This window comes from Agrobacterium burrii (assembly GCF_017313405.1).
GTDB classification, from domain to species: Bacteria; Pseudomonadota; Alphaproteobacteria; order Rhizobiales; family Rhizobiaceae; genus Agrobacterium; species Agrobacterium burrii.
This window is the reverse complement of sequence record NZ_JAFLNA010000001.1, coordinates 205,704-231,230: the sequence shown is the minus strand read 5'-3', so window position 1 is coordinate 231,230 and position 25,527 is coordinate 205,704. Positions and strand designations below refer to the sequence as shown.

Genomic DNA, 25,527 nt, shown 5'->3' with positions numbered 1-25,527 from the left:
TTTTACGCCGGCTCAGGACTTGAAACAGGGGATAAATCAAAGGGAAGTTGGTGCGGACGGCGGGACTTGAACCCGCAAGACCAATGGTCGGCAGATTTTAAGTCTGCTGCGTCTACCGATTTCGCCACGTCCGCATTGCCGCGCCGCCTGCCGATCCGGCTCCGGCGCTGCAACTTGCTTCGTCATTATTCGGTGCAGGATTAAACAGTTCCGATCCCGAATGCCGACAGCGCCTCATCTACACAGGCAGAACGGTTGCGGTCAACGGGGCCTCAGCCACACCAGGACTGATTTTTTGCAGATGCCGGATGTGCCAGCCCTTCGCGCACGAGCTGATCGGCAAAGGAGACGCCCGAACGCGAAAGCCGTTTGCGTTCCATGGCTTGCCCGCTGGCACCTGCGGAAGAGGCGACATCGAAGGTACCGGCATTCAGCATGTCGCGAAGCCTGACCTTGGCAATGAAACCGCGCTGACGCTCTTCCATGCAGCGCGCCCGGTCAATCTGCGGAACCTCGATGCCGGCGAGCTGCATTTTCACACCCTTCATCCAGAAGGTGTTGCCGTCGGCCACGCAATTGTTAAGCCCGGAGCGGCCACAAAAGGCAAAAGCACCGCTCTTTTCGCCGATCGAGATTTTTTCGACCGTGGGGCGGGTTTCCGGCAGGATGGCCGCGACCTTGCTCTGCGATGACGTGGATGGCATGGCGATGGAGCGTGGCGGCACCGGCCCGTTGCCGGGCGAAACCGGCGACGCGGGCCGAATGCTCGCCACCTTTTCCGGCGCGGCCGCCTCGCGTTTCGCTGCGGTTGCGAGTTTTGGAGAATTCGTCGTCGTGGATGTTGCCCTCGCAACATGGCGCTGCGGCAGAAGGCTGTCGCGATGTTCGTAAGCCTGAATGCCGCCGCCGACGAGGCCCAGCATCAGGACCCAGGGCCAAATGCTGCCGCCGCCAGATTTCTTCGCCGTGCGGCGTCGCGCTGCCGGTTTTCGATTGCTCACGATCGGACTCCTTCTTTACGGAGCCGCATTATCGGCCAAATGAGTTTCCGAAAGGTTGGCGTTTTAGAGCGTTTGCGCTTTCTTCGAATCACGAAAACGCTCTAACTCTTTGTTTTGGCGCATTTCCGGGCGGAAAACCGGGTACACTTTTACTGGAATTGCTCGAACAGATCTGTGGATAAACGATCAGCGAACCTGATCGAGAAGCCGCTTGCATTCGAGCAGATCGAACAGGGCCTCCTGCAGCAGCGCCTGATCATCCTTGCCGATGCCCGATTTGCCGACCGATATTTCCGCATCGCTGTTGCCGCCGCCGAAGCCGAAGAAACGACCGCTCGGCTTGGCCTTCGGACGGCCGACGACCTCGTCCCCATCGGTATCGATGACGCGTGGTTCGGCAACTTCCTTTTCACCACTCGCCGCCATGATGGCTTCCATGGTCGCGAGATCACCCGAGGCAATGGCAGCCACGAAACGGTTGCCATTGGCTTTCAGCAGCTTCTGCACACCCTTGATGGTATAACCGTGGTCATAAAGAAGGTGACGAATGCCTTTGAGGAGATCGATATCATCCGGGCGGTAATAACGGCGGCCCCCGCCCCGTTTCATCGGCTTGATCTGCGGAAAGCGTGTTTCCCAGAAACGCAGCACGTGCTGCGGCAGGTTCAGCTCATCCGCAACTTCACTGATCGTCCGAAACGCGTCGGGGCTTTTGTCCAAACTACCACTCCCATCCGGACCTGGAGCGCCATGCATCCAGCCGGGTGCTGAACAGAACGCTTCTCACCCGCCGCACATAGCGCCGTCGCGAAAACCGTATCCGATCTTCACGCCGATGCCCGTCACGGCAAGATACCAATTATTAAAATTGATTATGATGCGAGTCGACCGGATTTCAACGGCTTGCACGTTGAAATTCAAGCATGTTCACAAGAAGAATGGGGAAAAGGGTTTGCCATATGGCAAAATGCCTTGCCGCAGCCGGCTTACGCCCCGGCCTTCTGGCCCTTTTGCTTGGCCTTGCGGGCCGTATGCGCCTTGAGAATGCGCTGCTTCAGCACATTCGACGCCTTGAATGTCATGACGCGTCGCGGCGAAATCGGAACTTCCTCACCCGTTTTCGGGTTGCGGCCGATACGCTCGTTCTTTTCCCTGATCTGGAATGTCGCGAAGGACGACAGCTTGACGACCTCGCCACGGGTGATCGCGTTGCAAATCTCGTCGATGATCGTCTCGACCAACTCGGCGGATTCGGTGCGGGACAGCCCGACTTTACGAAACACAGATTCTGCAAGATCTGCGCGTGTCACTGTCTTCCCGGCCATTTTTCCCCGCAAACCCTGTCTGAATTTTTCTCTAGGAGCCGCCGAGATTATTTCCCTTGTGGCGACCGGTCAAGGGATTGTTCCAGATTCATTTGAAGCTTTCGGCAATCAGTGCAAGGGCTTAGGGCGCCCGGCGCGGTTTTGCTGCAACCACAGGGCGCTCAGGTGCGACGGATGAGGCCCCGGCCACAAAAAATACAGCCGATTTCGCGTCCGCGCCTCCCCGCAGAATGAATTTGCCGTTACCAGCGCAGCAGCACCGCACCCCAGGTGAAACCGCCGCCCATGGCCTCCAGCATGACCAGATCGCCCTTCTTGATGCGGCCGTCACTGGCCGCAACGGCCAGCGCCAGCGGAATGGATGCGGCCGAGGTATTGCCGTGTTTGTCGACGGTGATGACCACTTTTTCAGGATCGATGTTGAGCTTCTTCGCCGATCCGTCGATGATGCGCTTGTTGGCCTGATGCGGCACGAGCCAGTCGAGATCGTCCGCCGTCGTGCCCGTCGCTTCGAAAGCCTGCTCGATAACGTCGGTGATCATGCCGACGGCGTGTTTGAACACTTCCCGGCCTTCCATGCGCAGATGGCCGACGGTGCCTGTCGTGGAGGGTCCGCCATCGACATAGAGCTTTTCCTTGTGCGAACCGTCGGAGCGCAGTTGCGCGGTCAGGATACCACGATCGTCAGAGGTCCCCTCGCCTTCACCAGCTTCGAGAACGATAGCGCCTGCGCCATCGCCGAACAGAACGCAGGTGGTGCGGTCCTTCCAGTCGAGAATGCGCGAGAATGTTTCAGAGCCGATAACCAGAACGCGCTTGGCCATGCCACCGCGAATATAAAGATCGGCGGTCGAGACGGCATAGACGAAACCGGAACAGACGGCCTGCATGTCGAAGGCGAAACCATGGGTCATGCCGAGACGATTCTGGATATTCACTGCCGTTGCCGGAAAGGTGTTGTCCGGAGTCGACGTCGCCAGAATGATGAGGTCGATATCATCAGGGGTCAGACCGGCATTGTCGAGCGCAGCACGGGCCGCCGCCTCGCCGAGCGAAGCTGTCGTTTCGCCTTCGCCGGCGATATAGCGCTGCCGGATGCCCGTGCGCTGCACGATCCATTCGTCGGTGGTCTCGACGACCCCTTCAATTTCGCTGTTGGTCATGACACGCTTCGGAAGCGCTGCCCCGAAACCACGGACTATAGAGCGGATCATTCCCTTATTCCTCGTCAGCCACAAGAGCTTCGGGCGCCGGGGGCGGAAGTCGTCTTGCGTGGTAAATCTTCAGATCATTTTCTATCTTGGCCGTCAGACCGTTGTGAACCATGTCGTAGCCGACATCCACGGCGGAGGCAAAACCAATGGCATCCGTGCCGCCATGGCTCTTGATGACAATGCCGTTCAGGCCGAGAAACACGCCGCCATTGACCTTGCGCGGGTCCATCTTTTCCCTGAGCACATCAAAGGCGCTTTTCGCCAGAACATAACCGATCTTGGCAAAGAAGCTGCGGGAGATCGCCTCACGCAACAGCGTGGTGATCTGGCGTGCCGTGCCTTCGGCGGCCTTGAGCGCGATATTGCCGGTGAAACCTTCGGTCACCACGACATCCACCGTACCCTTGCCGATATCGTCGCCTTCAACGAAACCGCGATAATCGATGGTGCCGAGATCGGCCTCGCGGATCAGACGCCCGGCCTCACGCACTTCTTCCTGACCCTTGACCTCCTCGACGCCGACATTCAGCAGGCCAACGGTTGGACGGTCAATATCGAAAAGAGCGCGCGCCATCGCGCCGCCCATCAGGGCAAAATCCAGCAATTGCTGGGAATCGGCGCCGATCGTCGCGCCGACATCGAGAACGATGCTTTCGCCTTTCAGCGTTGGCCAGATGCCGGCGATGGCCGGACGTTCCACCCGCGCCATGGTGCGCAAACAGAATTTGGCCATGGCCATCAGCGCGCCGGTATTGCCGGCGGAGACCACGACATCCGCCTCACCAAGCTTCACCGCCTCGATGGCGCGCCACATGCTGGAGACGTAGCGGCCACGGCGAAGCGCCTGGCTCGGCTTTTCGTCCATGGCGACCGAGACTTCACAATCGTGAAAGACCGACTTTTCCCGAAGCGCGGGATATTGTGCCAGAATGGGTTCGCATTTGCTCTTCTGCCCGTAGAGCAGAAAAGTTACATCGTTGTGCCGTTCAAGCGCCTTGGCGGCACCGGGTATGGCAACATCTGGGCCGAAATCGCCACCCATGACGTCAATTGCAATTCTGATCACTCGTCCCTTATCCTTTTTGCCGCCACTCAAGCGGATTTTGCGCGAAAATACCTTTTCCGGCTTTTGTTACAATAAAATTATTTCAGCCCAACGGGGCCATTCAGTCTTTTTTCCAATCTTTTAACGCGGCGAAAGGCGACGGGCGCTTTTCTTCTTCCGGCTCATTGTCGGCGGTTTCTGGAAATTCTGCCTCCGGCTTGCGCGGATAGGGATCGATCGCAAGGGCGGCGAATTCCGCAACCGCGGCACCGACATCGATGCTGTCGCCGGTGAACTGGTCGGGAATGTCAGGGCCATCGGGGTCGAGTACGATCTCGCCTTCCTCATTGGTGACCATCCGCGCCAGCTTCGATCCTTCCGGCACGAAAATATGCTCCACAGTCTCGTCGATCTTGCTCATGACCGGCTCCAGCGTCACGACGCAGGACTGGGTTACGGCCGCATGCACCTCGCCCCTGATCTTCACGCCATCCTTCTTCCACCGGGTAACCTGCAATTCCGCCTTCAGATATTCGACGGAAACCACATTCCAGAATTTCGCCAGCGCCTTCAGCTCCTCGGCGTTGGCTTCGAGACCAATCCTGACGGGATTGGCGGAAATATGGCCTACCTTTACGGGATAGGAAAAAGACAGGTCGTCATTTGCGGCGTGTCGCGTGTTCATGGTGAACCTCATCGTCCAGGCAAGGGCAGCGTCAGGCTTCCGGTTGCTATTGTTTCTTCGGATCCGGCGGAAAGGGCTGAAGAGGCTTCCATCATCCAGCCCGCCAGCCCGTCCAGCGCCGGCGCCGTCTCGTCTGCCTGCGGGTATATATTGCGCCGGAGCGCTGCGGCAAGGGCAACGGGGTCGGATGCATCCAGCGCCGCTGCATAGGATTCGAGCCGGCCATAGAACATGCCGGCGAATTTCTTCATGCGTTTCGGCACGCCCTGATCGCCGATGCCGAGTTCACGGATGGAGTGATCGATATCCTGAAAAAAGGCGTCGACGATCTCCTGCGCGATCTCCTGACCGCTGACCCCGGAGGATTTGGTGCGGCGGAAATAGAGAATCATGATGACCGACAGCATCTCGAAGCGGCCCATCACGGTATCGGGAACGCCGAGATCGAGATAAAAACCGGGCGTGCGGGCGGCAGCCGTCAGGATCTCATATTGCCGGTCGACTATGGCGCGATTGTTGTTTTTCTTCTTGAACAGCCCGAATATCATCGTTTTTTTCCGAACGGGACCGGTGAATTCACTTACCACCCATCGCACTTGTTGCATGATCGTCAAAGCTGGTTTACCGAAGCATCCACGAATTGCAATGCTGTCACGGTCACGTTCGTCTTTTGGCTGAAACAGTCGAAGAGAACCGGAGGAGTTCCAAAAGACCGGGAAAGCATTGAATTTGGGGGGTGATCGGGATTTTCCGTCCCCGGATTGACACAATCATGTGCACAGACACTGTGCACCACGCAATGCCGGAAGGTGCCATTCATGATCGCAGTCGGGGAAACGCAGTTGAGCAAGCAGAAATCCGCAAGTCACGGCAAAATTCTGAGCAAGACGGCCATCGCAATCGTACTCGCATCCGGCCTGCTTTCCGCCTGCACCAGCACCACCGACGTGTTCCACAACGGCTACGTCATGGACGAACAGTCGCTTCAGCTGATCCCGGAAGGTTCCAGCCGCGAGCAGGTTCTCCTGACCATGGGCACGCCCTCCACCACGGCGACATTCGGCAACGAGGTGTTCTATTACATCTCGCAGAAGCGCGTGCGCCGCGCTGCCTTCATGAAGCCGACGCTGGTCGAGCAGAACATTCTCGCCATCTATTTCAACAAGGACGGCGTGATCGAGCGCAAGGCCAATTACGCGCTGCAGGACGGCAAGGTCTTCGACACGATTTCGCGCACCACCCCGACCGGCGGCAAGGATCTCACCTTCCTGCAGCAGCTGCTGTCGGGCGGCACCTCGGGCGCCAATATCGCCAAGAGCATTCTCGGCCAGGGCAACAACACGCCCTGACCGACAGTCAAAAGCATTCGCAAAATCAAAGGCCCGGGGACTTCTCCCCGGGCCTTTTTGTATGTCAATGCTGCAAGCCCTCAGTGGGCAAGAACCGCCAGCAGCAGCAGCGCCACGATATTGGTGATCTTGATGGCCGGATTGACGGCCGGGCCGGCGGTATCCTTGTAAGGATCACCGACGGTATCGCCCGTCACCGACGCCTTGTGGGCGTCCGAACCCTTGACGTGACGCACACCATCCTTGTCGATGAAGCCGTCCTCGAAGCTCTTCTTGGCGTTATCCCATGCGCCGCCGCCTGATGTCATGGAAATCGCCACGAACAGTCCGTTGATGATGACACCGAGCAGCGACGCTCCGAGCGCTGCAAAGGCTGACGCCTTGGAGCCCGAGATCAGCAGCACGCCGAAATAGACGACGAGCGGGGCCAGAACCGGCAGGAGCGACGGGATGATCATTTCCCGGATTGCCGCTTTCGTCAGCAGGTCCACGGCCTTGCCATAGTCCGGCTTTTCCGTTCCGGCCATGATGCCGGGTTTTTCGCGGAACTGGCGACGAACTTCCTCAACGATGGCGCTTGCAGCCTTGCCCACCGCCGTCATGGCTATGCCGCCGAAGAGATAGGGGATGAGGCCGCCGAACAGCAGACCGGCAACGACGTAAGGATTGGCGAGGCTGAAGGAAATCTCGCCGATATCCTTGAAGTACGGATAGGTATCGCCATTGGCGGCGAAATAGGACAGGTCGTTGGAGTAAGCGGCAAACAGCACCAGCGCGCCGAGACCGGCAGAGCCGATGGCGTAACCCTTGGTGACCGCCTTGGTGGTATTGCCGACAGCATCCAGCGCGTCGGTCGCCTTGCGGACGTCAGGATCGAGACCGGCCATTTCGGCAATGCCACCGGCATTGTCCGTGACCGGGCCGAAGGCGTCGAGCGCCACGATCATGCCCGCCAGCCCAAGCATCGCGGTGACGGCGATACCGGTGCCGAACAGGCCCGCGAGCTGGTAGGTGCCGATAATGCCGCCGACGATGACGATGGCCAGCAGCGCCGTCGATTCCAGCGAGACCGCAAGCCCCTGAATGACGTTGGTGCCGTGGCCGGTAACCGATGCCTGGGCGATGGAGTTGACCGGGCGCTTGTTGGTGCCGGTATAATATTCGGTGATGACGACGATCAGCGCCGTTACCACCAGACCGAGCAGACCGCAGAGGAAGAGGTTGGTGCCGGTGATCTCCATGCCGGCGACCGTGCCCACTGTTCCCCAACCGACCGTCGCATAGGTGGCGACCGCAAGGCCGGCGACCGAGAAGATGCCGGTGGCGATCAGCCCCTTGTAGAGCGCGCCCATGATGGAATTGTTGGTGCCGAGCTTGACGAAGAAGGTGCCGGCAATCGAGGTCAGGATGCAGGCGCCGCAAATCGCCAGCGGATAGACCATGGCGCTTTCCAGTATAGGCGTTCCCGCAAAGAAGATCGCGGCGAGAACCATGGTCGCCACAACAGAGACGGCATAGGTCTCGAACAGGTCGGCCGCCATGCCGGCGCAGTCACCAACATTGTCGCCGACATTGTCGGCGATCGTTGCCGGGTTGCGGGGATCATCCTCCGGAATACCTGCTTCGACCTTGCCGACGAGATCGCCGCCGACATCTGCGCCCTTGGTGAAGATGCCGCCGCCGAGACGGGCGAAGATGGAGATCAGCGAGGCGCCGAAACCGAGCGACACCAGCGCGTCGATCACCTCACGCGAGCCGGCCGGGTGGCCCATCACCGAAGTCAGGATGTAATAATAGATGGAGACGCCGAGCAGCGCGAGACCCGCCACCAGCATGCCGGTGATGGCGCCCGACTTGAAGGCGATATCGAGGCCCGCGCCAAGGCTGTGCGAGGCTGCCTGCGCGGTGCGCAGATTGGCGCGCACGGAGACATGCATGCCGACGAAACCGGCCGCCCCTGAAAGAACCGCGCCGATGAGGAAGCCGATGGCCGCCATGGCCGACAGCAGATACCAGGCCAGAATGGCGACGATCAGTCCGACGATGGCGATGGTGAGATATTGACGGGTGAGATAAGCCTGTGCGCCTTCACGGATATAACCTGCTATTTCACGCATACGCTCGTTGCCCTGATCGGCATCGAGAACACTCTTGGTCGCCCATACCGCGTAAACCACGGACAGGATACCGCATAAAATTACTATGGGTATTACGGTCATGCGCACTTACCTCCCAAAAGGCCGGGTCTCACTCCCTCCCCGGCGTGACGAACCATCTGCGTGAACCTGAAGCACGATCGCCCGTGCACAAGGCTCTCTCCGGGCCATTTGTTCCCCTCCCAAGGAAAAACGACCTGCGCGGCAAGATTGCGTTGGCGAAAGGTGCGGCGTCAAGCCCACAAATTTGCCTGAAACATGAAAGGGGTAGAGAACGAACGCGACTTTACGCAGCGTTTTTGCGCTGCCTCAGCAGCAGCGACAAAACGAGCAGCAGGCAAAGGCCCGCAACCGGCCAGATGACAAGGTTCATCACCGACCAGCCCCATGCCGTAAACACCTTGCCGGAAGAGAAGGATGACAGCGCCACCGTGCCGAACAGCACGATATCGTGGAAGCCCTGCACCTTGTCCGCCTCGTGTGGCCGGTAGCTTGACGTGATGATGGCAGTTGCGCCGATGAAACCGAAATTCCAGCCAAGCCCGAGGAGAATCAACGCCGCCCAGAAATTCCACAATTCGATGCCCATATGGGCAACGATGGCGCAGGCCATCAGCACGATAAGGCCGACCGCCACGATTTTTTCCGCGCCGAATCGGGAAATCAGCATGCCGGTGAAGAAGCTGGGAGCGAACATGGCCAGAACGTGCCACTGGATACCGAGCGTGGCGAGTTCGGTGGGGAAACCGCATCCGACCACCATGGCAAGCGGCGCGCCGGTCATCATGAAGGTCATCAAGGCGTAAGAGCCGATGCCGCAGATCATGCCGGTGATGAAACGCTGTGTGCGGACGATTTCCGACAGCGGGCGCACGGCCTCCGTATGGGTGGATGCGGCCTTCGGGTCGGGCAATTTCAGGAATGCCAGAATGGCGATCGACACGAGACCGAGCGGCACCAGTGCGATGAACGCGCCGGCAAAAGTGACCGGTGCGAGCAGGTCCTTGCCGAGGATAGCCAGTTGCGGCCCGACGATGGCCGAAATGATGCCACCTGCCAGAATCCAGGAAATAGCCTTCGGCTTGTAGAAGGATGGCGATGCATCGGCTGCGGCGAAACGGATTTTCTGCGTGAAGCCGCCGGAGATACCGATCAGCAGCAGGCCGACGGCAAACAGCCAGAAATCAGAGCGGAAGAGCGCCACCGCGGCGATGCCGCCGCCGATCGAGCACATCAGCGCGCCGACCATGAAACCGGCCTTGCGGCCGAGGAACCGTGAGGCCGCCGCAACGCAGATGGCGCCGAGCGCCACGCCGATATTGAAGCCTGTGAGCGGCGCGGTTGCCAGTGATTTGTCGGCGCCGAGCAGCTGATAACCGGCAAGCGCGCCGACCGAAAAGCTTAAAGGCGCGGCCGATCCCATGATCGCCTGCGCCATGGTCAGAAGGAAGACGTTGCGCTTCGCCTCGTCCAGTTGAACTTCAAGCCCGGGGACGGAAACGGCGCTCATGTCTTCCTCACCTAATGTATTTTAGCGTTTTGCCTCGCCGCGCACCTGCTTGGCAATGCGGTCAAGCACCGCATTCACCAGCTTCGGCTCGTCGTGTTCGAAGAAAGCACGGGCGATTTCGACATATTCCGTGACGATGACGGCGACCGGCACGTCATTGCGTTCGAGAATCTCGAAAGTACCGGCGCGCAGGATGGCGCGCACGGTAGCGTCGAGACGCGACAGCGGCCAGTCTTCCAGAAGGGCGGAACGCACCAGGGGATCGATCTTCGTCTGGTCACGGACGACGCCGGAGACGATGGAGCGGAACCACGACGGATCGGCCTTCAGGTAGGTATCGCCATCGACTTCCTGGCCGAGACGGTGCGCCTCATATTCGGCCACCACTTCCATCACGCCGGTGCCGCCGACATCCATCTGGTAGAGCGCCTGCACGGCCGCAAGGCGGGCCGCGCCGCGCTGGTTGGCCGGCTTTACCGAAGGCTGGCGCGGTTCGCCGCCATTATCAACATTCGACATGCGCTCAGCCACCCAGTTTTTTCTTCAGTTCGATCATGGTCAGCGCCGCACGGGCAGCAAAACCGCCCTTGTCCTTGTCGGAACGGCGCGCGCGGGACCATGCCTGCTCGTCATTTTCGACAGTCAGGATGCCGTTGCCGATCGGCAGCGATTCGCTGACGGCGAGGTCCATCAGGGCGCGGGAGGATTCGTTGGAGACGATATCGAAGTGATAGGTCTCGCCACGAATGACCATGCCGAGGGCGACGAAACCGTCATATTCCGTGCCGTCATTGTCGGCACCGTCCAGCGCCATGGCGATGGCGGCGGGGATTTCGAGCGCGCCGGGAACGGTGATGACGTCATAGGTAGCGCCTGCCTCATCAAGCGCAAACTTCGCGCCTTCGAGAAGGGCGTCCGCCATATCGTCGTAAAAACGTGCTTCCACGATAAGAAGATGAGGTTTGGACATAAGATTTTCCTGAAAAGGTTCGCGCCGGATCATACCGGCTTTTGCGGCGGTCAAACCACGACTGGCTGTTTTTGGCAAGTAATTTCATAAATCGCACGCACAGGACGCCGCGTTTGCGGGCCGTTTTGCGGCTTGCAAAAATCAGGTTTTCTGGAAAGCGAGGTGGATGCCCAGCCCCATCAGCACCGTTCCCGCAGCGCGGCGGGCAATCACCTGCACGGCGCTTGAACGCTTCAGACGCCCAACCATGGCACCGGCCAGAAGCACGCCAAAAAGATCGGCGGAGGAAAAAATGAAGTTGACGGCGATGCCGAGGATCAGCAATTGCAGCCAGACCGGAAAGGCCGCTGCCGGATCGACAAATTGCGGCAGGAAGGCCAGAAAGAATAGCGCTGTCTTCGGATTGAGCACATCGACGATGATGCTGTCGATAAAGGCCCGGCGTGCCGATTTCGGTTCGATAGTCAGATTAACCGCTTCGCCTTCCAGCTTGCTGCGCAGCATCGAGAAGCCGAGCCAGATGAGATAAAGCGCGCCGCAGAGCTTTACCGCCAGATAAAGCCACGGCACCGCCTGAAACAGCACGGAAAGCCCTGCCGCAGAAGCAACGATGTGGACATAGCAGCCGACATGGATGCCAAGCACCGCCATCAGCCCGGCAAACCGGCCACGCGCCATGGTTTGCGCCGCCGCGTAAAGCATGGCCGGGCCGGGAATATAGGCAAACAGGGCGGTGGTGATGAAAAAGGCTGTCAGCAGCTCAAAAGACGGCATGATGTGTTCCCCTACCCCGTTTGGCTCGCAATCGATTTCAAACGGCCGAATGACGTCTTTACAATCTTTCCGGTTCGACCGGAAGTGCGGCCGTGACGAACGCCCGATGGGGAGCAAGCCCGCGCCTCCCCTCCCGTCATTCCGGCCCTGAGCCGGATTCCAGCCGCCACGCGTCTGCGCGTCGGGAACAGCCTTTTCAGCCCAAGGACCTAGGCTGGCTGGATACCGGCTCAAGGCCGGTATGACGGAGGAGAAAGTGTCAGCCTCGGCGTACTATCGGACTACGCCGAGGGAAATTCCGCAAGCCTCGCGGCGTAACGCGCCATCGTATCGACTTCGAAATTGACGAAATCGCCCGGCTGGCGCTCGCCCCACGTCGTCACAGTCAGCGTGTGGCGGATCAGCAGCACGTCGAAATCCGTGCCTTCGACCGCGTTGACGGTGAGCGAGGTCCCGTCCAGTGCGATGGAACCCTTGGGTGCAACGAATTTCGCCAGATGCTCCGGCGCGCGCAGGCGAATACGCACCGCCTCGCCCTCCGGCTCCACGGACAGGATTTCCGCCTTGTCATCGACATGGCCGGAGACGATGTGGCCGCCTAGTTCGTCGCCGATCTTCAGCGCCCGCTCCAGATTGACATGGGTGCCCTTTTGCCATCCGGCAATCGTCGTCAGGCGCAGCGCCTCTTCCCAGGCTTCGACCTCATACCAGCGCTCGTTGCTGCCGTCTTCCGGCAGTCTCGTCACCGTCAGGCACACGCCGCCATGGGAGATCGATGCGCCCATATCGATGGTCTTGGGATCGTAATTGGTCGCCACCCGCAAACGAATTCCCTCGGCCAGAGCTTCCAACTCGGACACGGTTCCAACGTCGGTGACAATTCCGGTAAACATCAAAGCGGCCTTTCATAATCGAAGCAGCGATCCGGCCCATAGGCCGTTTCGCTGACCAGAACATAATCGCCCGTGATATCGGCACGGCGGAGCGGTGTTTCAATGCCGCCTTCGCCGATCACGACCGGGCTTTCGAACAGCATGATACGGTCCACCAGCCCGGCTTCAAGGAATGATTTTGCTGCAAACGCGCCGCCTTCGACCAGAAGTTCCGACATGCCGCTATCGGCGAGGGTGTGGAGGAGGGATTCGAGCGATGGTGCTTCGAGGATTTGGATGCCGGCTTCGGTGAGGAGTTGGCGTCGGTGGTCGGGGTTACCCCCCTCTGTCCTGCCGGACATCTCCCCCACAAGGGGGGAGATCGATGGAACGGCGTATTGCCCGACATCAACAGCTGGCGAATGAGACCCCGACTCAAAATTTGAGCGAGCGGACAGCCCCTTGCCGATCTCCCCCCTTGTGGGGGAGATGCCCGGCAGGGCAGAGGGGGGTAAAGCGGCAATCACCACCGGCACTTCACGCGCCGTTCGCACCAGCTTAGACATCAGCGGCAATTCAAACTGGCGGTCCAGCACGATGCGCACCGGCGAGCGCTGCTCCAGGCCGGCAATGCGCACCGTCAGCTCCGGATCATCCGCAATAGCGGTCCTGATACCAACGAGAATGGCATCACAACGCGCCCGCAGCTCATGCACGGCATGGCGAGCCTCAGGCCCGGTGATCGCCACCTGCCCCTCGCCCTGCCTGCCGATCATCCCATCGGCGGAAATTGCAAGTTTCAGAATCACATGCGGGCGTTTTTTCATCTGACGTGTAAGGTAACCGGCAAGCGCTCGCTTACCCTCATCACGCAGCAGACCGGTCTCCACGACAATGCCGGCATCACGTAAAATCGTATAACCACGACCGGAAACGCGTTCGTCCGGATCGTCCACCGCCACCACGACACGGGCGACGCCGTATTCCACCAGAGCGTTGGCACAGGGCGGGGTTTTTCCCCAGTGCGAGCATGGTTCAAGCGTCACATAGGCGGTCGCACCACGAGCAGCATCGCCGGCGATTTCCAGCGCCTGGCGCTCGGCATGCGGGCGGCCGCCAGTGGCAGTCACCGCTTCGGCAATGATTTTCCCGTCTTTAACGAGAACACAGCCCACGGAGGGATTGGTAAGCGTCTGGCCCTGGTGGCGAAGCGAAACCTCGATTGCCCTTGCCATGAACCTCTCGTCATCGGCACGGCTCGTCACGGCTAAACCCCGGCGTCCGTATCGCGGGCGATCTTGGCATTGATTTCGGCAATCACGTTTTCAAAATCCTCGGCATGGCTGAAATCGCGATAGACCGAGGCGTAACGCACGAAGGCCACGTCATCGAGGCTTTTCAGCGCTTCAAGAACCTGCAGGCCAATTTCTTCCGAGGGAATTTCCGTCTCGCCAGAGCTTTCGAGACGACGAACGATGCCGGAAACGGCCCGCTCGATCCGGTCGCGGTCGACCGGACGCTTGCGCAGCGCGATCTCGAAGGATCGCACCAGCTTTTCCCGGTCGAAGGGCAGCTTGCGGCCGCTTTTCTTGATGACCATCAGCTCGCGCAGTTGCACGCGCTCATAGGTCGTGAAGCGGCCGCCGCAATCGGGGCAGATGCGCCGCCGACGGATGGAGGTGTTGTCCTCCGCCGGACGCGAGTCCTTGACCTGTGTGTCTTCGGAACCGCAGAATGGGCAGCGCATCGTCTTTTTTCCTTACATGTACGGGTACATCGGGAAACGGTCGGTCAGGCCGACGACCTTTTCGCGTACCGCAGCCTCGACGGAGGCATTGCCCTCGTCCGAATTGGCAACCTTCAAGCCGTCGAGAACCTCGACGATCAGCTTGCCGATTTCGCGGAATTCCGCTTCCTTGAAACCGCGCGTTGTGCCGGCCGGCGTGCCAAGACGGACACCGGATGTGACGAAGGGCTTTTCCGGATCGAAAGGAATGCCATTCTTGTTGCAGGTCACGTAAGCGCGGCCGAGTGCTGCTTCCGCACGCTTGCCGGTGGCGTTCTTCTTGCGAAGGTCAACCAGCATCAGGTGGTTGTCGGTGCCGCCGGAGACGACATCCAGACCGCCTTCGATCAGGGTTTCTGCCAGCGCCTTGGCGTTCTTGACGACCTGTGCGGCATAGTCCTTGAACTCTGGCTGCAAAGCTTCACCGAAGGCCACTGCCTTGGCGGCGATGACGTGCATCAGCGGGCCGCCCTGCAGGCCGGGGAATACGGCCGAATTGAATTTCTTGGCCAGATCCTCGTCGTTGGTGAGGATCATGCCGCCACGCGGGCCGCGCAGCGACTTGTGCGTCGTCGTCGTTGCAACATGGCAATGCGGGAACGGCGACGGGTGCTGGCCACCGGCAACGAGACCGGCGATGTGGGCCATGTCGACCATCAGGTAAGCGCCGACTTCATCGGCGATCTCGCGGAAGCGCTTCCAGTCCCAGACGCGGGAATAGGCAGTGCCACCGGCGAGGATCAGCTTCGGCCGGGTTTCCTTGGCCTTGCGCTCCACTTCGTCCATGTCGAGCAGGTTGTCGCCTTCGCGCACGCCGTAGGAAACGACGTTGAACCACTTGCCGGACATGTTGACCGGCGAACCATGCGTCAGGTGACCTCCCGAGTTCAGGTCGAGACCCATGAAGGTATCACCCGGCTGCAGCAGCGCGAGGAACACGGCCTGGTTCATCTGCGAACCGGAATTCGGCTGAACGTTGGCGAAGTTGACGCCGAACAGCTTCTTGGCGCGCTCGATGGCGAGCTCTTCAGCAATGTCGACGAACTGGCAGCCGCCGTAATAACGCTTGCCCGGATAACCTTCGGCATATTTGTTGGTCATGATCGAACCCTGCGCTTCAAGCACGGCGCGGGAAACAATGTTTTCCGAGGCGATCAGTTCGATCTCGTGGCGCTGGCGACCCAGTTCCTTCTCGATCGAGCCGAAAATATCCGGATCAACTTCGGCAAGCGGACGGGAGAAGAAAGCATCTGTGTTCGACATGGTGAAGGCTCCTGAAACAGTAATGCGATGGCGTCTTAGCGTTCCGCCCGGACAAGAGCAATACGAGGTGCGAGATTTGCCCGTCAAAACGCGACGTTGCGACAAAAAACGGCAGCTGTTTTCAGAAAATCGTCAAGAAAAAAGCCGCACCCGAAGATGCGGCCTGTTTTCATCGATAAAAGCGCAGATCAGTTGCGCGGCAGAAGGTCGTCATCAACAGGGCCGGCCGGTTGCTCGATGCCGGTGGTGGTGTTGAGCGCCAGTTCGGCATTGCCGTCCTTTTCATAGATATCGTCGCGGAACTGCACCACGCCGTCCTTCGCCGACCATGCGGTGATGTAGACGAAATAAACAGGAACTTCCTGCGCCAGCTTGATCGGCGTGTTGACGCGGGTGGCGATGACGCGCTCCATTTCCTGACGCGACCAGCCGGGCGTGTCGCGCAGCAGCCAGCTTGTGAGGTCGCGCACATTCTGCACGCGCACGCAGCCGGAGGATTCGAAACGCATCAGCTTGTTGAAGAGGCCCTGCTGCGGCGTGTCGTGCATATATTCGTTGTTCGGATTGTGGAAGTTGATCTTCGTCGAAGACATGGCGTTGATCTTGCCGGGGTCCTGACGGAACATCAGGTTCGGAGCCTTCGGCGCGAACCAGTCGACCGCGGTCGGCGGCACTTCCTGTCCCTTGCCATCGATGAGGCGGATATTGTTCCGCTCCAGATAGGTCGGGTCCTTCTGCATCAGCGGCACGATATCCTTCTCGATGATCGAGCGCGGCGCGGTCCAGTAAGGGTTGAGGATGACCTCGTAGATCTTGGAATTGATGACATGCGTCGGGCGGCTGGCGCGGCCGACGACGGCCGTGTTGCGCAGGACGACGCGTTCATTCTCCACCGCTTCGATGGCGGCGGCCGGAATATTGACCATCAGGTGACGCGGGCCGAGATCGCCCGACATGGACTGGATGCGCACGAGGTTGGTCTGCAATTGCGCCAGACGAATCTGGGCCGAAACATTGAGCGCCTTGGTGGTATATTCACCGCTGACACCATCGGCGGGAAGACCATGGCGGGCCTGGAAGCGTTTCAGCGCACCATCGACGTAACTATCGAAGGCGCTGGAAATGCCGGCCTCGCGCGGCAGGTCGCCGGACACCATCAGTCGCTGGCGAAGCGCCTGTACGGAGGGGTCAGAGACGCCGATCTGAAGACGCTGCTGGCTGACGGGCACATCCGGCCAGCCGCCATTCTGGACGATCTGCTGATATTGCATGATCGCCTGCTGCATGTAGACCGGCGCTTCCCGGCCGAGAACCGGATTGTTGGAAACGACGCCGACGGCGGAACGCGACGTATTGGCGTCGAACTGGTCATCCCAGTTGCCGCGGCGTGACGAACCCATGAGATCGTTCAGCGCATTTTGCGCCAAGGCCGGCGCGGCAAGCGCTGCGACACCAACGGAAACGGCTGAGCGCAGAAGCGCGCGGCGCGATACGGAATCGGAAACGGATTTCTTTGTCATTCTACCTACCAGCCACTCTCTTCGGCATTCTCAACAATGCCTAAATCAATATGATTAACAAACACGTACAACGTGCCTGCCGGCCGGTAATGCTCGAGGCCCAGTGTCTGGGCGCTACAGTCTGGCGGAACAGTCGGGACTTGCCGCGACAGCAGGAGAAACAGCCGGCTCCCTCACCCTTGCCGGTCCCATATCAATATGGCCAATTCGTGTCACGAGCCTTTTCTCACAAAGCTGTGTTGCCTGAAAATAAAGGCGAAGGCCCGGATAAGGCAACGGGCTTGACATGAAAAACAAGCGTCGGCGTTGCTCTGAATCCGCAAGCCGGAGGCAAAGCGATGCCCCCGGCTTAAACAGTGAAACCGTCGCGGATATTAGAGACGATAAGCGATCGAGTCGTTCCAGAAGCGATCGAGACGCTGCAGCAGCTTGTTCATTTCGGAGAACTCGCCGGTACCGATGCCGCCGACCTTTTCGATCGAGCCGACGTGGCGTTCATAAAGGCGGGCAACCGTTTCGGCGATGGCCTGGCCTTCTTCAGTCAGGCTGATGCGGACCGAGCGGCGGTCGACACGCGAGCGCTGATGGTTGATGAGACCAAGGTCGACCAGCTTCTTGACGTTGTAGGAAACGTTCGAGCCGAGGTAATAACCGCGGGAACGAAGTTCACCGGCCGTCAATTCGGAATTGCCGATGTTGAAAAGCAGGAGCGCCTGTACGGCGTTGACGTCATCACGACCCTGACGATCGAACTCGTCCTTGATGACATCGAGGAGGCGGCGGTGGAGACGTTCCACCAGGTGCAGCGACTCCATGTAGAGCGAACGGATGGTATCTTCGTGTGCGTCGGCAACAACGGCCTGCGGCTTAACTTTGCTATTGATCATGACTGCCTCACTGTTTTGTTTGGCGGTGTGTTTGTTTGTCTCCCGCCTTGAGTGAGAACCTAATCAATGCGCATAAAATTCTACTTAAAAGCTACGATTAACAAATGGTTACCTGCATTTTCCCTGGAGGGGCCAACTTGTGGCGAAGCGGGAATGGCCAGAGCTCATCTATTATAAATCAATGACTTAGCGATAAAAAACAGCCGAAAATCAGGCCCAATTGCTTTATTCTTATGGTAAATCAATTCTTGCGCGTTCTTCATTCTGGCGGTGATCCAGCCAGAAAGCGACCAGAAATAGTATATAAATGGTTGCCACGAGGCCGTGCATGACGGGTACCAGCGTGTTGGCGCCAAAGATATGTGGCCATACCTTATACATGGCGATCTGCGCGCCTGCGCCCATGACCCACATGACGGCGCCCCAGGAGGCGCCAAGCCAGAGACCGAGTGCCGCGACCGGGAAAATGACTGCAAGCGCGCTGCCCGCCACCCGCCAGGGCAGGTTCAGCATATCGAACCGCCCCTGCCCGCCCAGCGAGTACCCCGTGAGCATTGCCCAATATTGCAGGCCGAACCAGAAACAGGAGACCGCGACCAGTCTCATGAAGACCAGAAAGAGGATTTCCGTAAGCGGGAGCTTCGGCAGAGGTTGAGAATCAGGTTCCATGGCCGGAAGATACGGTCTCGACGGGCGGGCGACCAGCCCATATTGAATCCGCTGGCTCGTCTTGTCAAAGCAGCATCGCCCGTTCATGGCGGGTGTGGAACCGCAGGACCTTCGAGGGGCCGCGCCTTGTTTCCTCAGAAGGCCAGGGCGATCCGCACCAGCAGGCGATAGGCAAGACTGCGCGGCACCATTTGGTTGACAGTCCCGGCGATGTAGAGATCGCGGTCCGGCACATAAAACAGCATGGTCCCGAAGACGCCGGAATGGCCGATCATGGCGGGGACGGGAAAGAAAGGCGACTGCCAGCGCGGAATGCTGAACCGCATGACACCGATGCCATAAGAAAGAGGCACCAAAGGCGAGAAGATCGAGCGCCATTGCGCCGTCATCCCCGTGAGGCTGGTTTTGGGAAACAACTCACCCCCAACAAAAGCGCGCAGAAACCGGATCTGGTCCCGCATGGTCGAGACGATGGCGCCTTCGGCGGCAAACGAGGCTAGAGCCCTGGGAGTATGTAGAGGCATGTTTCGATACATAACCGCCGTGACCTCGCGATAGCGATCAAGCGTCGCCGGCGTGAAGAGCCAGGTGTCTTCCAGCGCCAGCGGCTGAAAGATACGGTTACGGAGCGCATTTTCATAAGAACAACCGGCCAGAATTTCAACGATGCGCCCGAGCAGCATATAGTTGGTGTCGCTGTAGAATGCCTTTCTGGGCGTGGAGGGCGCAAAGTGAGCCTTCATGGAGCGGGAAATGGACAGAAGTTCGTCGAAACTCCAGCCCCTGTCTGCCTTGAGCAGATCGGCAAGGACCGTGCCTCCGTCCGGCCGCTTGTCCTCGAAATAGTCCGGGATGCCGGAGGTATGGGCCAGAAGTTCACCGATTGCGACCTGCGATCCGAAATCACGTCCATCGTAAATATTAAGGCCAGCCATCGTCTCGCATCCGAGCAGGTCCGAGGCGCGGGCATCCAGCGTGAGCTTATGCTCCTCGCACAGCTGGACGATCAAAGCCGCCGTGAACAACTTGGTGATGCTGGCGATGAAATAGGGCCGTTGCGCTTCGCCGTGCCGGCAGGAAAAACCGGTGGACGGCTGCTCGACAGTCAGGGCAAGTCCAGCGGCACCGGGCGGAAAGGTATATCCGGCCGCGATCCGCTCAAGCTTCGGCGTTTGCATCTATCACCCCTACTGGCCTGTTCCGTGCAGGCTTGCACAATCGACCGTGTCAACTCCTGGTAACGCCGCATTATTCCCCAACAGCATTGCAGGAAAATTGTCGCATTCGCATCGTGCGCCCTCCGTGTTATGGAGCTTTCCAGAATGGACGGGATACGAAGGATATTCTTACATGCAGGACAAAACGCATCTGGTCGACGAGATTACCGGCCATCGCCGCATGCGGCGCAATCGCAAGGCGGATTGGACGCGCCGTCTGGTGCAGGAGAACCGCCTGACCGTCGACGATCTCATCTGGCCAGTGTTCATCGTGCCGGGCAGCAATATCCTCGATCCCATTCCGGCGATGCCCGGCGTCAACCGGATGAGTATCGACCGACTTGTGGAAGCGGCGAAGGAAGCTGCCGACCTCGGCATCCCGGCAATCGCCACCTTTCCGAATATCGAGATGGAGCTGCGTGACGAGACCGGCTCGAATGCGCTGGAGGCCAACAATCTCATCAATCAGGCGACTATCGCGGTCAAAAAAGCCGTTCCAAATATCGGTATGATCACCGATGTCGCGCTCGACCCTTTCACCAGCCACGGGCATGACGGCATTTTGCGCGGCGACGAGATCGTCAATGACGAGACGGTCGATCAGGTCGTCAGGGCGGCGATCCTTCAGGCGGATGCCGGCTCCGACATTATCTCTCCTTCAGAGATGATGGATGGCCGTGTCGGCGCCATCCGTCGCGGTCTTGATGCCGCCGGGCATCAGAATGTCGGCATCATGGCTTATGCGACGAAATTCGCCTCCGGTTATTATGGCCCCTATCGCGAAGCCATTTCCACGGCTGGCCTGCTGAAGGGCGACAAGAACAGTTATTACATCAGCCCCGCCAACGGCATGGAGGCGATCCGCGATGCGGCGCTCGACGTGGAGGAAGGGGCTGACATGCTGATGGTCAAACCCGGCCTGCCCTATCTCGACATCTGCTGGCGGCTGAAGGAGAATTTCGGGCTGCCGACCTTCGCTTATCAGGTGTCAGGCGAATATACCCAGATCAAGGCGGCGGCCATGAATGGCTGGATCGACGGCGAGCGGGTGATGATGGAAACGCTTCTCTGTTTCAAGCGTGCAGGCTGCGACGGCATCCTCAGCTATTTCGCCATCGAGGCTGCACGCAAGCTCGCAAAGGGCTGACGGCCACGTCTTATTGTATTCGGTCGTTTTCTTCCCATATTGTCTGCTGACACGGCACATATGCCGAGCTGTCAGACCTTCTTTAGGAGAAAACGACCGATGAGCCTCGACCAGAACCCCACCTATGCCGCACCGGACGACTGGCGCGCCTATAGCGGCGTCCTGAGCCGGCGCGTCTTCGCGTTCCTGATCGACTACGCGATCGTTCTGCTTCTGTGCATCCCGGCTGCGGTCATCGTTTTTTTTCTCGGCGTGATTACCTTCGGCCTTGGCTGGTTTCTCTTCCCGGCGCTGTTCGTCATCGTCGCGGTGCTTTATTTCGGCATATCACTCGGCGGTCCCTCGCAGGCCACACCCGGCATGCGGGCCATGGGCATCGCGATGGCGCGCATGGACGGGCGGCGAATCGATTTTCTGTTGGCGACCGTGCACATCGTGCTGTTCTGGGTCATCAACTCGGTTTTGACCCCTTTGATTCTTCTGGCAGGCCTGTTTACCGAGCGCTCGCGCCTCGTTCACGACTTCCTGCTCGGCACCGTCATGGTCAGAACACGCTGATATCGAGGAAAGCCACGAAAACGTGGCTTTCAAAGGCGGTAAATACCTCATCCCGCAGTTGACGTTTTCCGTCATTTTGCCATTCTGTGACATTATGCTTGTCGCTTGAAGCGCCGCCGCCAACCCCGTGAAATCGCGGCTCGCTTTCATAACAGACGCAGGAGGCGATCACGGTTCCATGAACACGCAGGCGACGCCCTCTCCTCAATTCTATCTTACGGCACCGGCCACCTGTCCCTATCTGCCGAACCAGATGGAGCGGAAGGTTTTTACGCATCTGGTTGGCCCGCGCGCGTCTGATATGAACGACCTTCTGACTCAGGGCGGCTTCAGGCGTTCGCAAAACATCGCCTATCGCCCGGCCTGCGAAAACTGCCGCGCCTGCGTTTCCGTGCGTATCCTGACCGAACAGTTCCAGCCGACGAAATCGATGCGGCGCGTCTTGTCCATCAACAGGGATGTCGTCGCCACCGTCCACGCCGCCGAGCCTTCCACCGAGCAGTTCTCCCTGTTCCGTCGCTATCTCGACCACCGCCACCAGTCGGGCGGCATGTCCGACATGTCGGCGCTGGACTATGCGATCATGGTCGAAGACACGCATGTGAACACCCGCATCATCGAATATCGCCTGCGCGAACCCGGCTCCGGCATCGACGCCAGCAAACGCGGCGAATTGCTGGCCGTGGCGCTCAGCGACGTGATGAGCGACGGGCTGTCGATGGTCTATTCGTTCTTCAACCCCGACCTCGAAAAACGCTCGCTCGGCACCTTCATGATCATCGATCACATCACCCGCACCCGCGCACTCGGCCTGCCGCATGTGTATCTTGGTTACTGGGTCGATGGCTCGGACAAGATGGGCTACAAGACCAGATACCATCCGCAGGAACATCTGACGCCGCGCGGGTGGGAGGTTTATTCTCCTAAAGAAGAATAAGAGTTCGCCAAACAGTCAAATTCATCCGATAAACTCCATTTAAACTTGGAGTACTTCATATGAAAGCAACCATTTTCGAGATCGGCGAAGCCGCAGGTATTATTATCCCCAAGGACATGCTTGAACGGCTTGGCTGGAAGATCGGCGACGTTCTCAATCTACGAATCGATGGCAATGTGCTTGACGTGCGATCCGCCAGTGGTGTGGATGAGGCGACAGATGATTTTGATCGTCAGCTTGAACATGCGCGGAGCGCGATGCGCAAGTACCACGTCGCCTTGAAAACGCTCGCAAAATCATAAAATTCGCTTGGTTTGACCACCAAACAAATACGATAGAAAACGTCCCGGCGGTGCCGGGAACGTCAATCACATCACCCACCGAACTTCCCGCTACGCGGAAACCCCTTCGGCACGGTGCGGCCAACGGTGGCGCGGTCGGCCAGCCATTCGCGCAGTTCTTCGCCGACCTTGTTGAACAGACGTCCGGCCGTGTCGGACCAGCTCAAGCCTTCCGCCAGCGCGAAGCACTTCACGTCCACCACGCCGCCATCCTTGTAGCGTTGCAGGCGCACGCCCTTGCCGCGCGACATTTCCGGCACCTGCGACAGCGGGAAAGCCAAAAGCTTGCGGTTTTCGCCCACGACGGCGACATGGTCGCCGGTCACCGGCACGGCAAGCTTGGCTTCGTCAGGCATGGCGACATTCATGATCTGCTTGCCCTTGCGGGTGTTGGCGATCATTTCGCTTTCGGCGACGATGAAGCCGTTGCCGCCGGTGGAGACGAGCAGCAGCTTGCGCGATGGATCGTGAACGAAGGCCGTCAGGATATCCTGATCGTTCTCCATATCGACCATGATGCGGATCGGCTCGCCATGGCCGCGTCCACCCGGCAGCTTGTCGGCACCGAGCGTATAGGCCTTGCCGCCGGTGGTCAGAAGCAGCAGCTTGTCGGTCGTCTGCGCCGGGAAGGCGAGCTTCGGACCGTCGCCTTCCTTGAAGGTCAGGGCGGACGTGTCGGACATGTGCCCCTTCAGCGCCCTGATCCAGCCCTTCTGCGAGATGACGATGGTGACCGGTTCCTTCTCGATCATCGACTGATGGATAGCATCGATATCGGCATCCGGTGCATCGGCGAATTGCGTGCGACGACGGCCGATCTCGGTTGCCTTGGCGTATTTCTTTTTGACCTCGCCGATTTCCCAGGCGACGGTCTGCCACTGCTTGTCGTCGGAGGCGAGCAGTCCTTCGATTTCGGCCTTCTCGCTGCTGAGGTCGTCGTGTTCCTTGCGGATTTCGAATTCCTCGAGCTTGCGCAGATTGCGCAGCCGCATGTTGAGGATGGCTTCGGCCTGATTGTCGGTGAGCGACCACCTGGCCATCATCACCTGTTTCGGCTCGTCCTCCTCGCGGATGATGCGGATCACCTCATCCAGATTGAGATAGGCGACCAGCAGGCCGCCCAGAATCTCGAGCCTGCGGTCGATGGCGGCCAGACGGTGACGGGAGCGGCGGACCAGCACGTCCTTGCGGTGCGCCAGCCATTCGCTCAGCACCTCGTTCAGCGCCATCACCTTCGGCACCTTGCCAAGCGACAACACGTTCATGTTGAGCGGCAGGCGGCTTTCGAGGTCGGACAGGCGGAACAGTGATTCCATCAGAAGCGTCGCATCGACGGTGCGGTTCTTCGGCACCAGCACGATACGCACGTCTTCGGCGGACTCGTCGCGAACATCCTCCAGCAGCGGCAGCTTGCGGGCGAGCAACAGCTCGGCGATCTTTTCGATCAGCCGAGATTTCTGCACCTGGAAGGGAATTTCGGTGATGACGATCTGGTAACCGCCGCGGCCGAGATCTTCCGTTTCCCACTTGGCGCGAACGCGGAAACCGCCGCGCCCCGTCTTGTATGCCTCGAGAATATTCTCGCGGCTTTCGATGATGATGCCACCGGTCGGCAGGTCCGGGCCGGGAATGAACTCCACCAGCTTCTCAACCGTCGCATCGGGGTGCTTGATGAGATGAAGTGCGGCGTCGCAAAGTTCATGGGCATTGTGGGGCGGGATCGATGTCGCCATGCCGACGGCGATGCCGGAGGCGCCGTTTGCCAGAAGGTTCGGGAAAGCGCCCGGCAGGACCACCGGTTCCTCGTCTTCCTCGTTGTAGGTGGCGCGGAAATCCACCGCGTCCTCGCCGATGCCTTCCAGCAGCAGCGCCGCCACATCGGTCATGCGCGCTTCGGTGTAACGATAGGCGGCGGCGCCGTCGCCATCGATGTTGCCGAAATTGCCCTGCCCGTCGACGATCGGATAACGCTGCGAGAAATCCTGCGCGAGGCGTACCAGCGCATCATAGACCGACTGGTCGCCATGCGGGTGGAACTTACCGATCACGTCACCGACGATACGGGCGCATTTCTTGAAGGCCGAGTTGGGGCGGATGCCCATCTCGCTCATGGCGTGGATGATGCGGCGATGCACCGGCTTCAGGCCGTCGCGCACATCCGGCAGCGCACGATGCATGATCGTGGATAGGGCGTAAGCGAGGTAGCGCTCTTCAAGCGCCGCCTTCAAATCGACCGGATGAATGTTATCGTCTCCGCCTGACGGAGGTACAAGATTTTTTCCCATGGTGCTTGACTAGCGG

At 59.4% G+C, this 25,527-nt stretch carries 26 protein-coding genes and 1 tRNA gene; 5 read left to right on the top strand and 22 right to left on the bottom strand.

Going from position 1 to position 25,527, the window contains the following annotated elements; all coding sequences use genetic code 11:
- Positions 1–48 precede the first annotated feature (48 nt).
- The 8 genes from JZX89_RS01305 to JZX89_RS01270 form a co-directional block, all read right to left on the bottom strand.
- Positions 49–134: transfer RNA gene (locus JZX89_RS01305), tRNA-Leu, on the bottom strand.
- Positions 135–272: 138 nt separating this feature from the next.
- Positions 273–1,001 (bottom strand): nuclease, encoded by a 729-nt coding sequence (locus JZX89_RS01300; RefSeq protein ID WP_149897864.1) that lies wholly within the window; start codon positions 999–1,001, stop codon positions 273–275.
- 186 nt (positions 1,002–1,187) lie between these two features.
- The gene (locus JZX89_RS01295; RefSeq protein WP_046798879.1) at positions 1,188–1,721 is read right to left on the bottom strand and encodes a MerR family transcriptional regulator; all 534 of its coding nucleotides are present in this window, start codon (positions 1,719–1,721) and stop codon (positions 1,188–1,190) included.
- A gap of 266 nt (positions 1,722–1,987) precedes the next feature.
- Positions 1,988–2,326, bottom strand: coding sequence for an integration host factor subunit alpha (locus JZX89_RS01290; RefSeq protein WP_003502236.1), 339 nt, complete (start codon positions 2,324–2,326; stop codon positions 1,988–1,990).
- A gap of 242 nt (positions 2,327–2,568) precedes the next feature.
- Complete coding sequence (locus tag JZX89_RS01285; RefSeq protein ID WP_153513548.1) at positions 2,569–3,540, bottom strand: beta-ketoacyl-ACP synthase III; 972 nt, start codon at positions 3,538–3,540, stop codon at positions 2,569–2,571.
- A 4-nt stretch (positions 3,541–3,544) separates the two neighbouring features.
- Positions 3,545–4,606 (bottom strand): phosphate acyltransferase PlsX, encoded by a 1,062-nt coding sequence (plsX, locus tag JZX89_RS01280; RefSeq protein WP_149897867.1) that lies wholly within the window; start codon positions 4,604–4,606, stop codon positions 3,545–3,547.
- A gap of 100 nt (positions 4,607–4,706) precedes the next feature.
- Entirely contained in the window at positions 4,707–5,270 is a 564-nt protein-coding gene (locus JZX89_RS01275) for a YceD family protein (RefSeq protein WP_207132860.1), read from the bottom strand.
- 8 nt (positions 5,271–5,278) lie between these two features.
- Positions 5,279–5,818 (bottom strand): ubiquinol-cytochrome C chaperone family protein, encoded by a 540-nt coding sequence (locus JZX89_RS01270; protein WP_207132859.1) that lies wholly within the window; start codon positions 5,816–5,818, stop codon positions 5,279–5,281.
- Between the two features lie 270 nt (positions 5,819–6,088).
- On the opposite strand from JZX89_RS01270, the gene JZX89_RS01265 reads away from it, so the two are divergent.
- On the top strand, positions 6,089–6,619 hold the full coding sequence (locus JZX89_RS01265; RefSeq protein ID WP_149897870.1) for an outer membrane protein assembly factor BamE: 531 nt from the start codon (positions 6,089–6,091) through the stop codon (positions 6,617–6,619).
- A gap of 80 nt (positions 6,620–6,699) precedes the next feature.
- Here JZX89_RS01265 and JZX89_RS01260 read toward each other — a convergent pair whose 3' ends face one another.
- From JZX89_RS01260 to JZX89_RS01200, 13 genes are all read right to left on the bottom strand, one after another.
- Entirely contained in the window at positions 6,700–8,838 is a 2,139-nt protein-coding gene (locus JZX89_RS01260) for a sodium-translocating pyrophosphatase (protein WP_207132858.1), read from the bottom strand.
- A 223-nt stretch (positions 8,839–9,061) separates the two neighbouring features.
- Complete coding sequence (locus JZX89_RS01255; RefSeq protein WP_149897872.1) at positions 9,062–10,285, bottom strand: MFS transporter; 1,224 nt, start codon at positions 10,283–10,285, stop codon at positions 9,062–9,064.
- Between the two features lie 21 nt (positions 10,286–10,306).
- Complete coding sequence (gene nusB / locus JZX89_RS01250) at positions 10,307–10,804, bottom strand: transcription antitermination factor NusB (RefSeq protein WP_046798873.1); 498 nt, start codon at positions 10,802–10,804, stop codon at positions 10,307–10,309.
- Positions 10,805–10,808: 4 nt separating this feature from the next.
- Positions 10,809–11,255: a 6,7-dimethyl-8-ribityllumazine synthase gene (locus JZX89_RS01245; RefSeq protein WP_246746642.1), complete on the bottom strand. Its 447-nt coding sequence runs from the start codon at positions 11,253–11,255 to the stop codon at positions 10,809–10,811.
- 141 nt (positions 11,256–11,396) lie between these two features.
- Positions 11,397–12,029, bottom strand: coding sequence for a LysE family translocator (locus JZX89_RS01240; protein WP_153513544.1), 633 nt, complete (start codon positions 12,027–12,029; stop codon positions 11,397–11,399).
- A gap of 281 nt (positions 12,030–12,310) precedes the next feature.
- Positions 12,311–12,922 carry a riboflavin synthase gene (locus tag JZX89_RS01235; protein WP_207132856.1) on the bottom strand — a complete coding sequence of 204 codons (612 nt, stop codon included), beginning with the start codon at positions 12,920–12,922 and terminating at the stop codon, positions 12,311–12,313.
- Positions 12,922–14,166 carry a bifunctional diaminohydroxyphosphoribosylaminopyrimidine deaminase/5-amino-6-(5-phosphoribosylamino)uracil reductase RibD gene (gene ribD, locus JZX89_RS01230; protein ID WP_207132855.1) on the bottom strand — a complete coding sequence of 415 codons (1,245 nt, stop codon included), beginning with the start codon at positions 14,164–14,166 and terminating at the stop codon, positions 12,922–12,924. The genes JZX89_RS01235 and ribD overlap by 1 nt, the downstream gene beginning before the upstream one ends.
- A gap of 2 nt (positions 14,167–14,168) precedes the next feature.
- Positions 14,169–14,648, bottom strand: a complete 480-nt coding sequence (nrdR, locus tag JZX89_RS01225) for a transcriptional regulator NrdR (RefSeq protein ID WP_003496675.1) — start codon at positions 14,646–14,648, stop codon at positions 14,169–14,171.
- A 12-nt stretch (positions 14,649–14,660) separates the two neighbouring features.
- Positions 14,661–15,950 carry a serine hydroxymethyltransferase gene (gene glyA / locus JZX89_RS01220; protein WP_153513542.1) on the bottom strand — a complete coding sequence of 430 codons (1,290 nt, stop codon included), beginning with the start codon at positions 15,948–15,950 and terminating at the stop codon, positions 14,661–14,663.
- Positions 15,951–16,138: 188 nt separating this feature from the next.
- A complete protein-coding gene (locus JZX89_RS01215; RefSeq protein ID WP_149897879.1) occupies positions 16,139–17,470 on the bottom strand; it encodes a L,D-transpeptidase family protein in 1,332 nt (443 codons plus the stop codon).
- A 374-nt stretch (positions 17,471–17,844) separates the two neighbouring features.
- On the bottom strand, positions 17,845–18,354 hold the full coding sequence (ldtR, locus tag JZX89_RS01210) for a transcriptional regulator LdtR (RefSeq protein ID WP_169539083.1): 510 nt from the start codon (positions 18,352–18,354) through the stop codon (positions 17,845–17,847).
- Positions 18,355–18,588: 234 nt separating this feature from the next.
- Positions 18,589–19,026 carry a DUF6163 family protein gene (locus JZX89_RS01205; RefSeq protein WP_174372748.1) on the bottom strand — a complete coding sequence of 146 codons (438 nt, stop codon included), beginning with the start codon at positions 19,024–19,026 and terminating at the stop codon, positions 18,589–18,591.
- Between the two features lie 134 nt (positions 19,027–19,160).
- Positions 19,161–20,204, bottom strand: coding sequence for a serine hydrolase domain-containing protein (locus tag JZX89_RS01200; protein WP_207132854.1), 1,044 nt, complete (start codon positions 20,202–20,204; stop codon positions 19,161–19,163).
- 172 nt (positions 20,205–20,376) lie between these two features.
- On the opposite strand from JZX89_RS01200, the gene hemB reads away from it, so the two are divergent.
- The 4 genes from hemB (at position 20,377) to JZX89_RS01180 (ending at position 23,187) form a co-directional block, all read left to right on the top strand.
- Positions 20,377–21,390, top strand: coding sequence for a porphobilinogen synthase (gene hemB, locus JZX89_RS01195; protein WP_149897882.1), 1,014 nt, complete (start codon positions 20,377–20,379; stop codon positions 21,388–21,390).
- A gap of 99 nt (positions 21,391–21,489) precedes the next feature.
- The gene (locus tag JZX89_RS01190; RefSeq protein WP_052818583.1) at positions 21,490–21,948 is read left to right on the top strand and encodes an RDD family protein; all 459 of its coding nucleotides are present in this window, start codon (positions 21,490–21,492) and stop codon (positions 21,946–21,948) included.
- Between the two features lie 178 nt (positions 21,949–22,126).
- Positions 22,127–22,885 (top strand): arginyltransferase, encoded by a 759-nt coding sequence (locus JZX89_RS01185; RefSeq protein WP_149897884.1) that lies wholly within the window; start codon positions 22,127–22,129, stop codon positions 22,883–22,885.
- Positions 22,886–22,944: 59 nt separating this feature from the next.
- Entirely contained in the window at positions 22,945–23,187 is a 243-nt protein-coding gene (locus JZX89_RS01180) for an AbrB/MazE/SpoVT family DNA-binding domain-containing protein (RefSeq protein ID WP_149897885.1), read from the top strand.
- A gap of 71 nt (positions 23,188–23,258) precedes the next feature.
- Here JZX89_RS01180 and parC read toward each other — a convergent pair whose 3' ends face one another.
- Positions 23,259–25,511 (bottom strand): DNA topoisomerase IV subunit A, encoded by a 2,253-nt coding sequence (parC, locus tag JZX89_RS01175; RefSeq protein WP_153513535.1) that lies wholly within the window; start codon positions 25,509–25,511, stop codon positions 23,259–23,261.
- Positions 25,512–25,527 lie beyond the last annotated feature (16 nt).

Coding starts and splice junctions, on each gene's coding strand:
- JZX89_RS01290 (WP_003502236.1), bottom strand. CDS start 2,326: ATGGCCGGGAAGACAGTGACACGCGCAGATCTTGCAGAATCTGTGTTT.
- JZX89_RS01285 (WP_153513548.1), bottom strand. CDS start 3,540: ATGATCCGCTCTATAGTCCGTGGTTTCGGGGCAGCGCTTCCGAAGCGT.
- JZX89_RS01275 (WP_207132860.1), bottom strand. CDS start 5,270: ATGAACACGCGACACGCCGCAAATGACGACCTGTCTTTTTCCTATCCC.
- JZX89_RS01270 (WP_207132859.1), bottom strand. CDS start 5,818: ATGATATTCGGGCTGTTCAAGAAGAAAAACAACAATCGCGCCATAGTC.
- JZX89_RS01265 (WP_149897870.1), top strand. CDS start 6,089: ATGATCGCAGTCGGGGAAACGCAGTTGAGCAAGCAGAAATCCGCAAGT.
- JZX89_RS01260 (WP_207132858.1), bottom strand. CDS start 8,838: ATGACCGTAATACCCATAGTAATTTTATGCGGTATCCTGTCCGTGGTT.
- JZX89_RS01255 (WP_149897872.1), bottom strand. CDS start 10,285: ATGAGCGCCGTTTCCGTCCCCGGGCTTGAAGTTCAACTGGACGAGGCG.
- nusB (WP_046798873.1), bottom strand. CDS start 10,804: ATGTCGAATGTTGATAATGGCGGCGAACCGCGCCAGCCTTCGGTAAAG.
- JZX89_RS01245 (WP_246746642.1), bottom strand. CDS start 11,255: ATGTCCAAACCTCATCTTCTTATCGTGGAAGCACGTTTTTACGACGAT.
- JZX89_RS01240 (WP_153513544.1), bottom strand. CDS start 12,029: ATGCCGTCTTTTGAGCTGCTGACAGCCTTTTTCATCACCACCGCCCTG.
- JZX89_RS01235 (WP_207132856.1), bottom strand. CDS start 12,922: ATGTTTACCGGAATTGTCACCGACGTTGGAACCGTGTCCGAGTTGGAA.
- nrdR (WP_003496675.1), bottom strand. CDS start 14,648: ATGCGCTGCCCATTCTGCGGTTCCGAAGACACACAGGTCAAGGACTCG.
- glyA (WP_153513542.1), bottom strand. CDS start 15,950: ATGTCGAACACAGATGCTTTCTTCTCCCGTCCGCTTGCCGAAGTTGAT.
- JZX89_RS01215 (WP_149897879.1), bottom strand. CDS start 17,470: ATGACAAAGAAATCCGTTTCCGATTCCGTATCGCGCCGCGCGCTTCTG.
- JZX89_RS01205 (WP_174372748.1), bottom strand. CDS start 19,026: ATGGAACCTGATTCTCAACCTCTGCCGAAGCTCCCGCTTACGGAAATC.
- JZX89_RS01200 (WP_207132854.1), bottom strand. CDS start 20,204: ATGCAAACGCCGAAGCTTGAGCGGATCGCGGCCGGATATACCTTTCCG.
- hemB (WP_149897882.1), top strand. CDS start 20,377: ATGCAGGACAAAACGCATCTGGTCGACGAGATTACCGGCCATCGCCGC.
- JZX89_RS01190 (WP_052818583.1), top strand. CDS start 21,490: ATGAGCCTCGACCAGAACCCCACCTATGCCGCACCGGACGACTGGCGC.
- JZX89_RS01185 (WP_149897884.1), top strand. CDS start 22,127: ATGAACACGCAGGCGACGCCCTCTCCTCAATTCTATCTTACGGCACCG.
- JZX89_RS01180 (WP_149897885.1), top strand. CDS start 22,945: ATGAAAGCAACCATTTTCGAGATCGGCGAAGCCGCAGGTATTATTATC.
- parC (WP_153513535.1), bottom strand. CDS start 25,511: ATGGGAAAAAATCTTGTACCTCCGTCAGGCGGAGACGATAACATTCAT.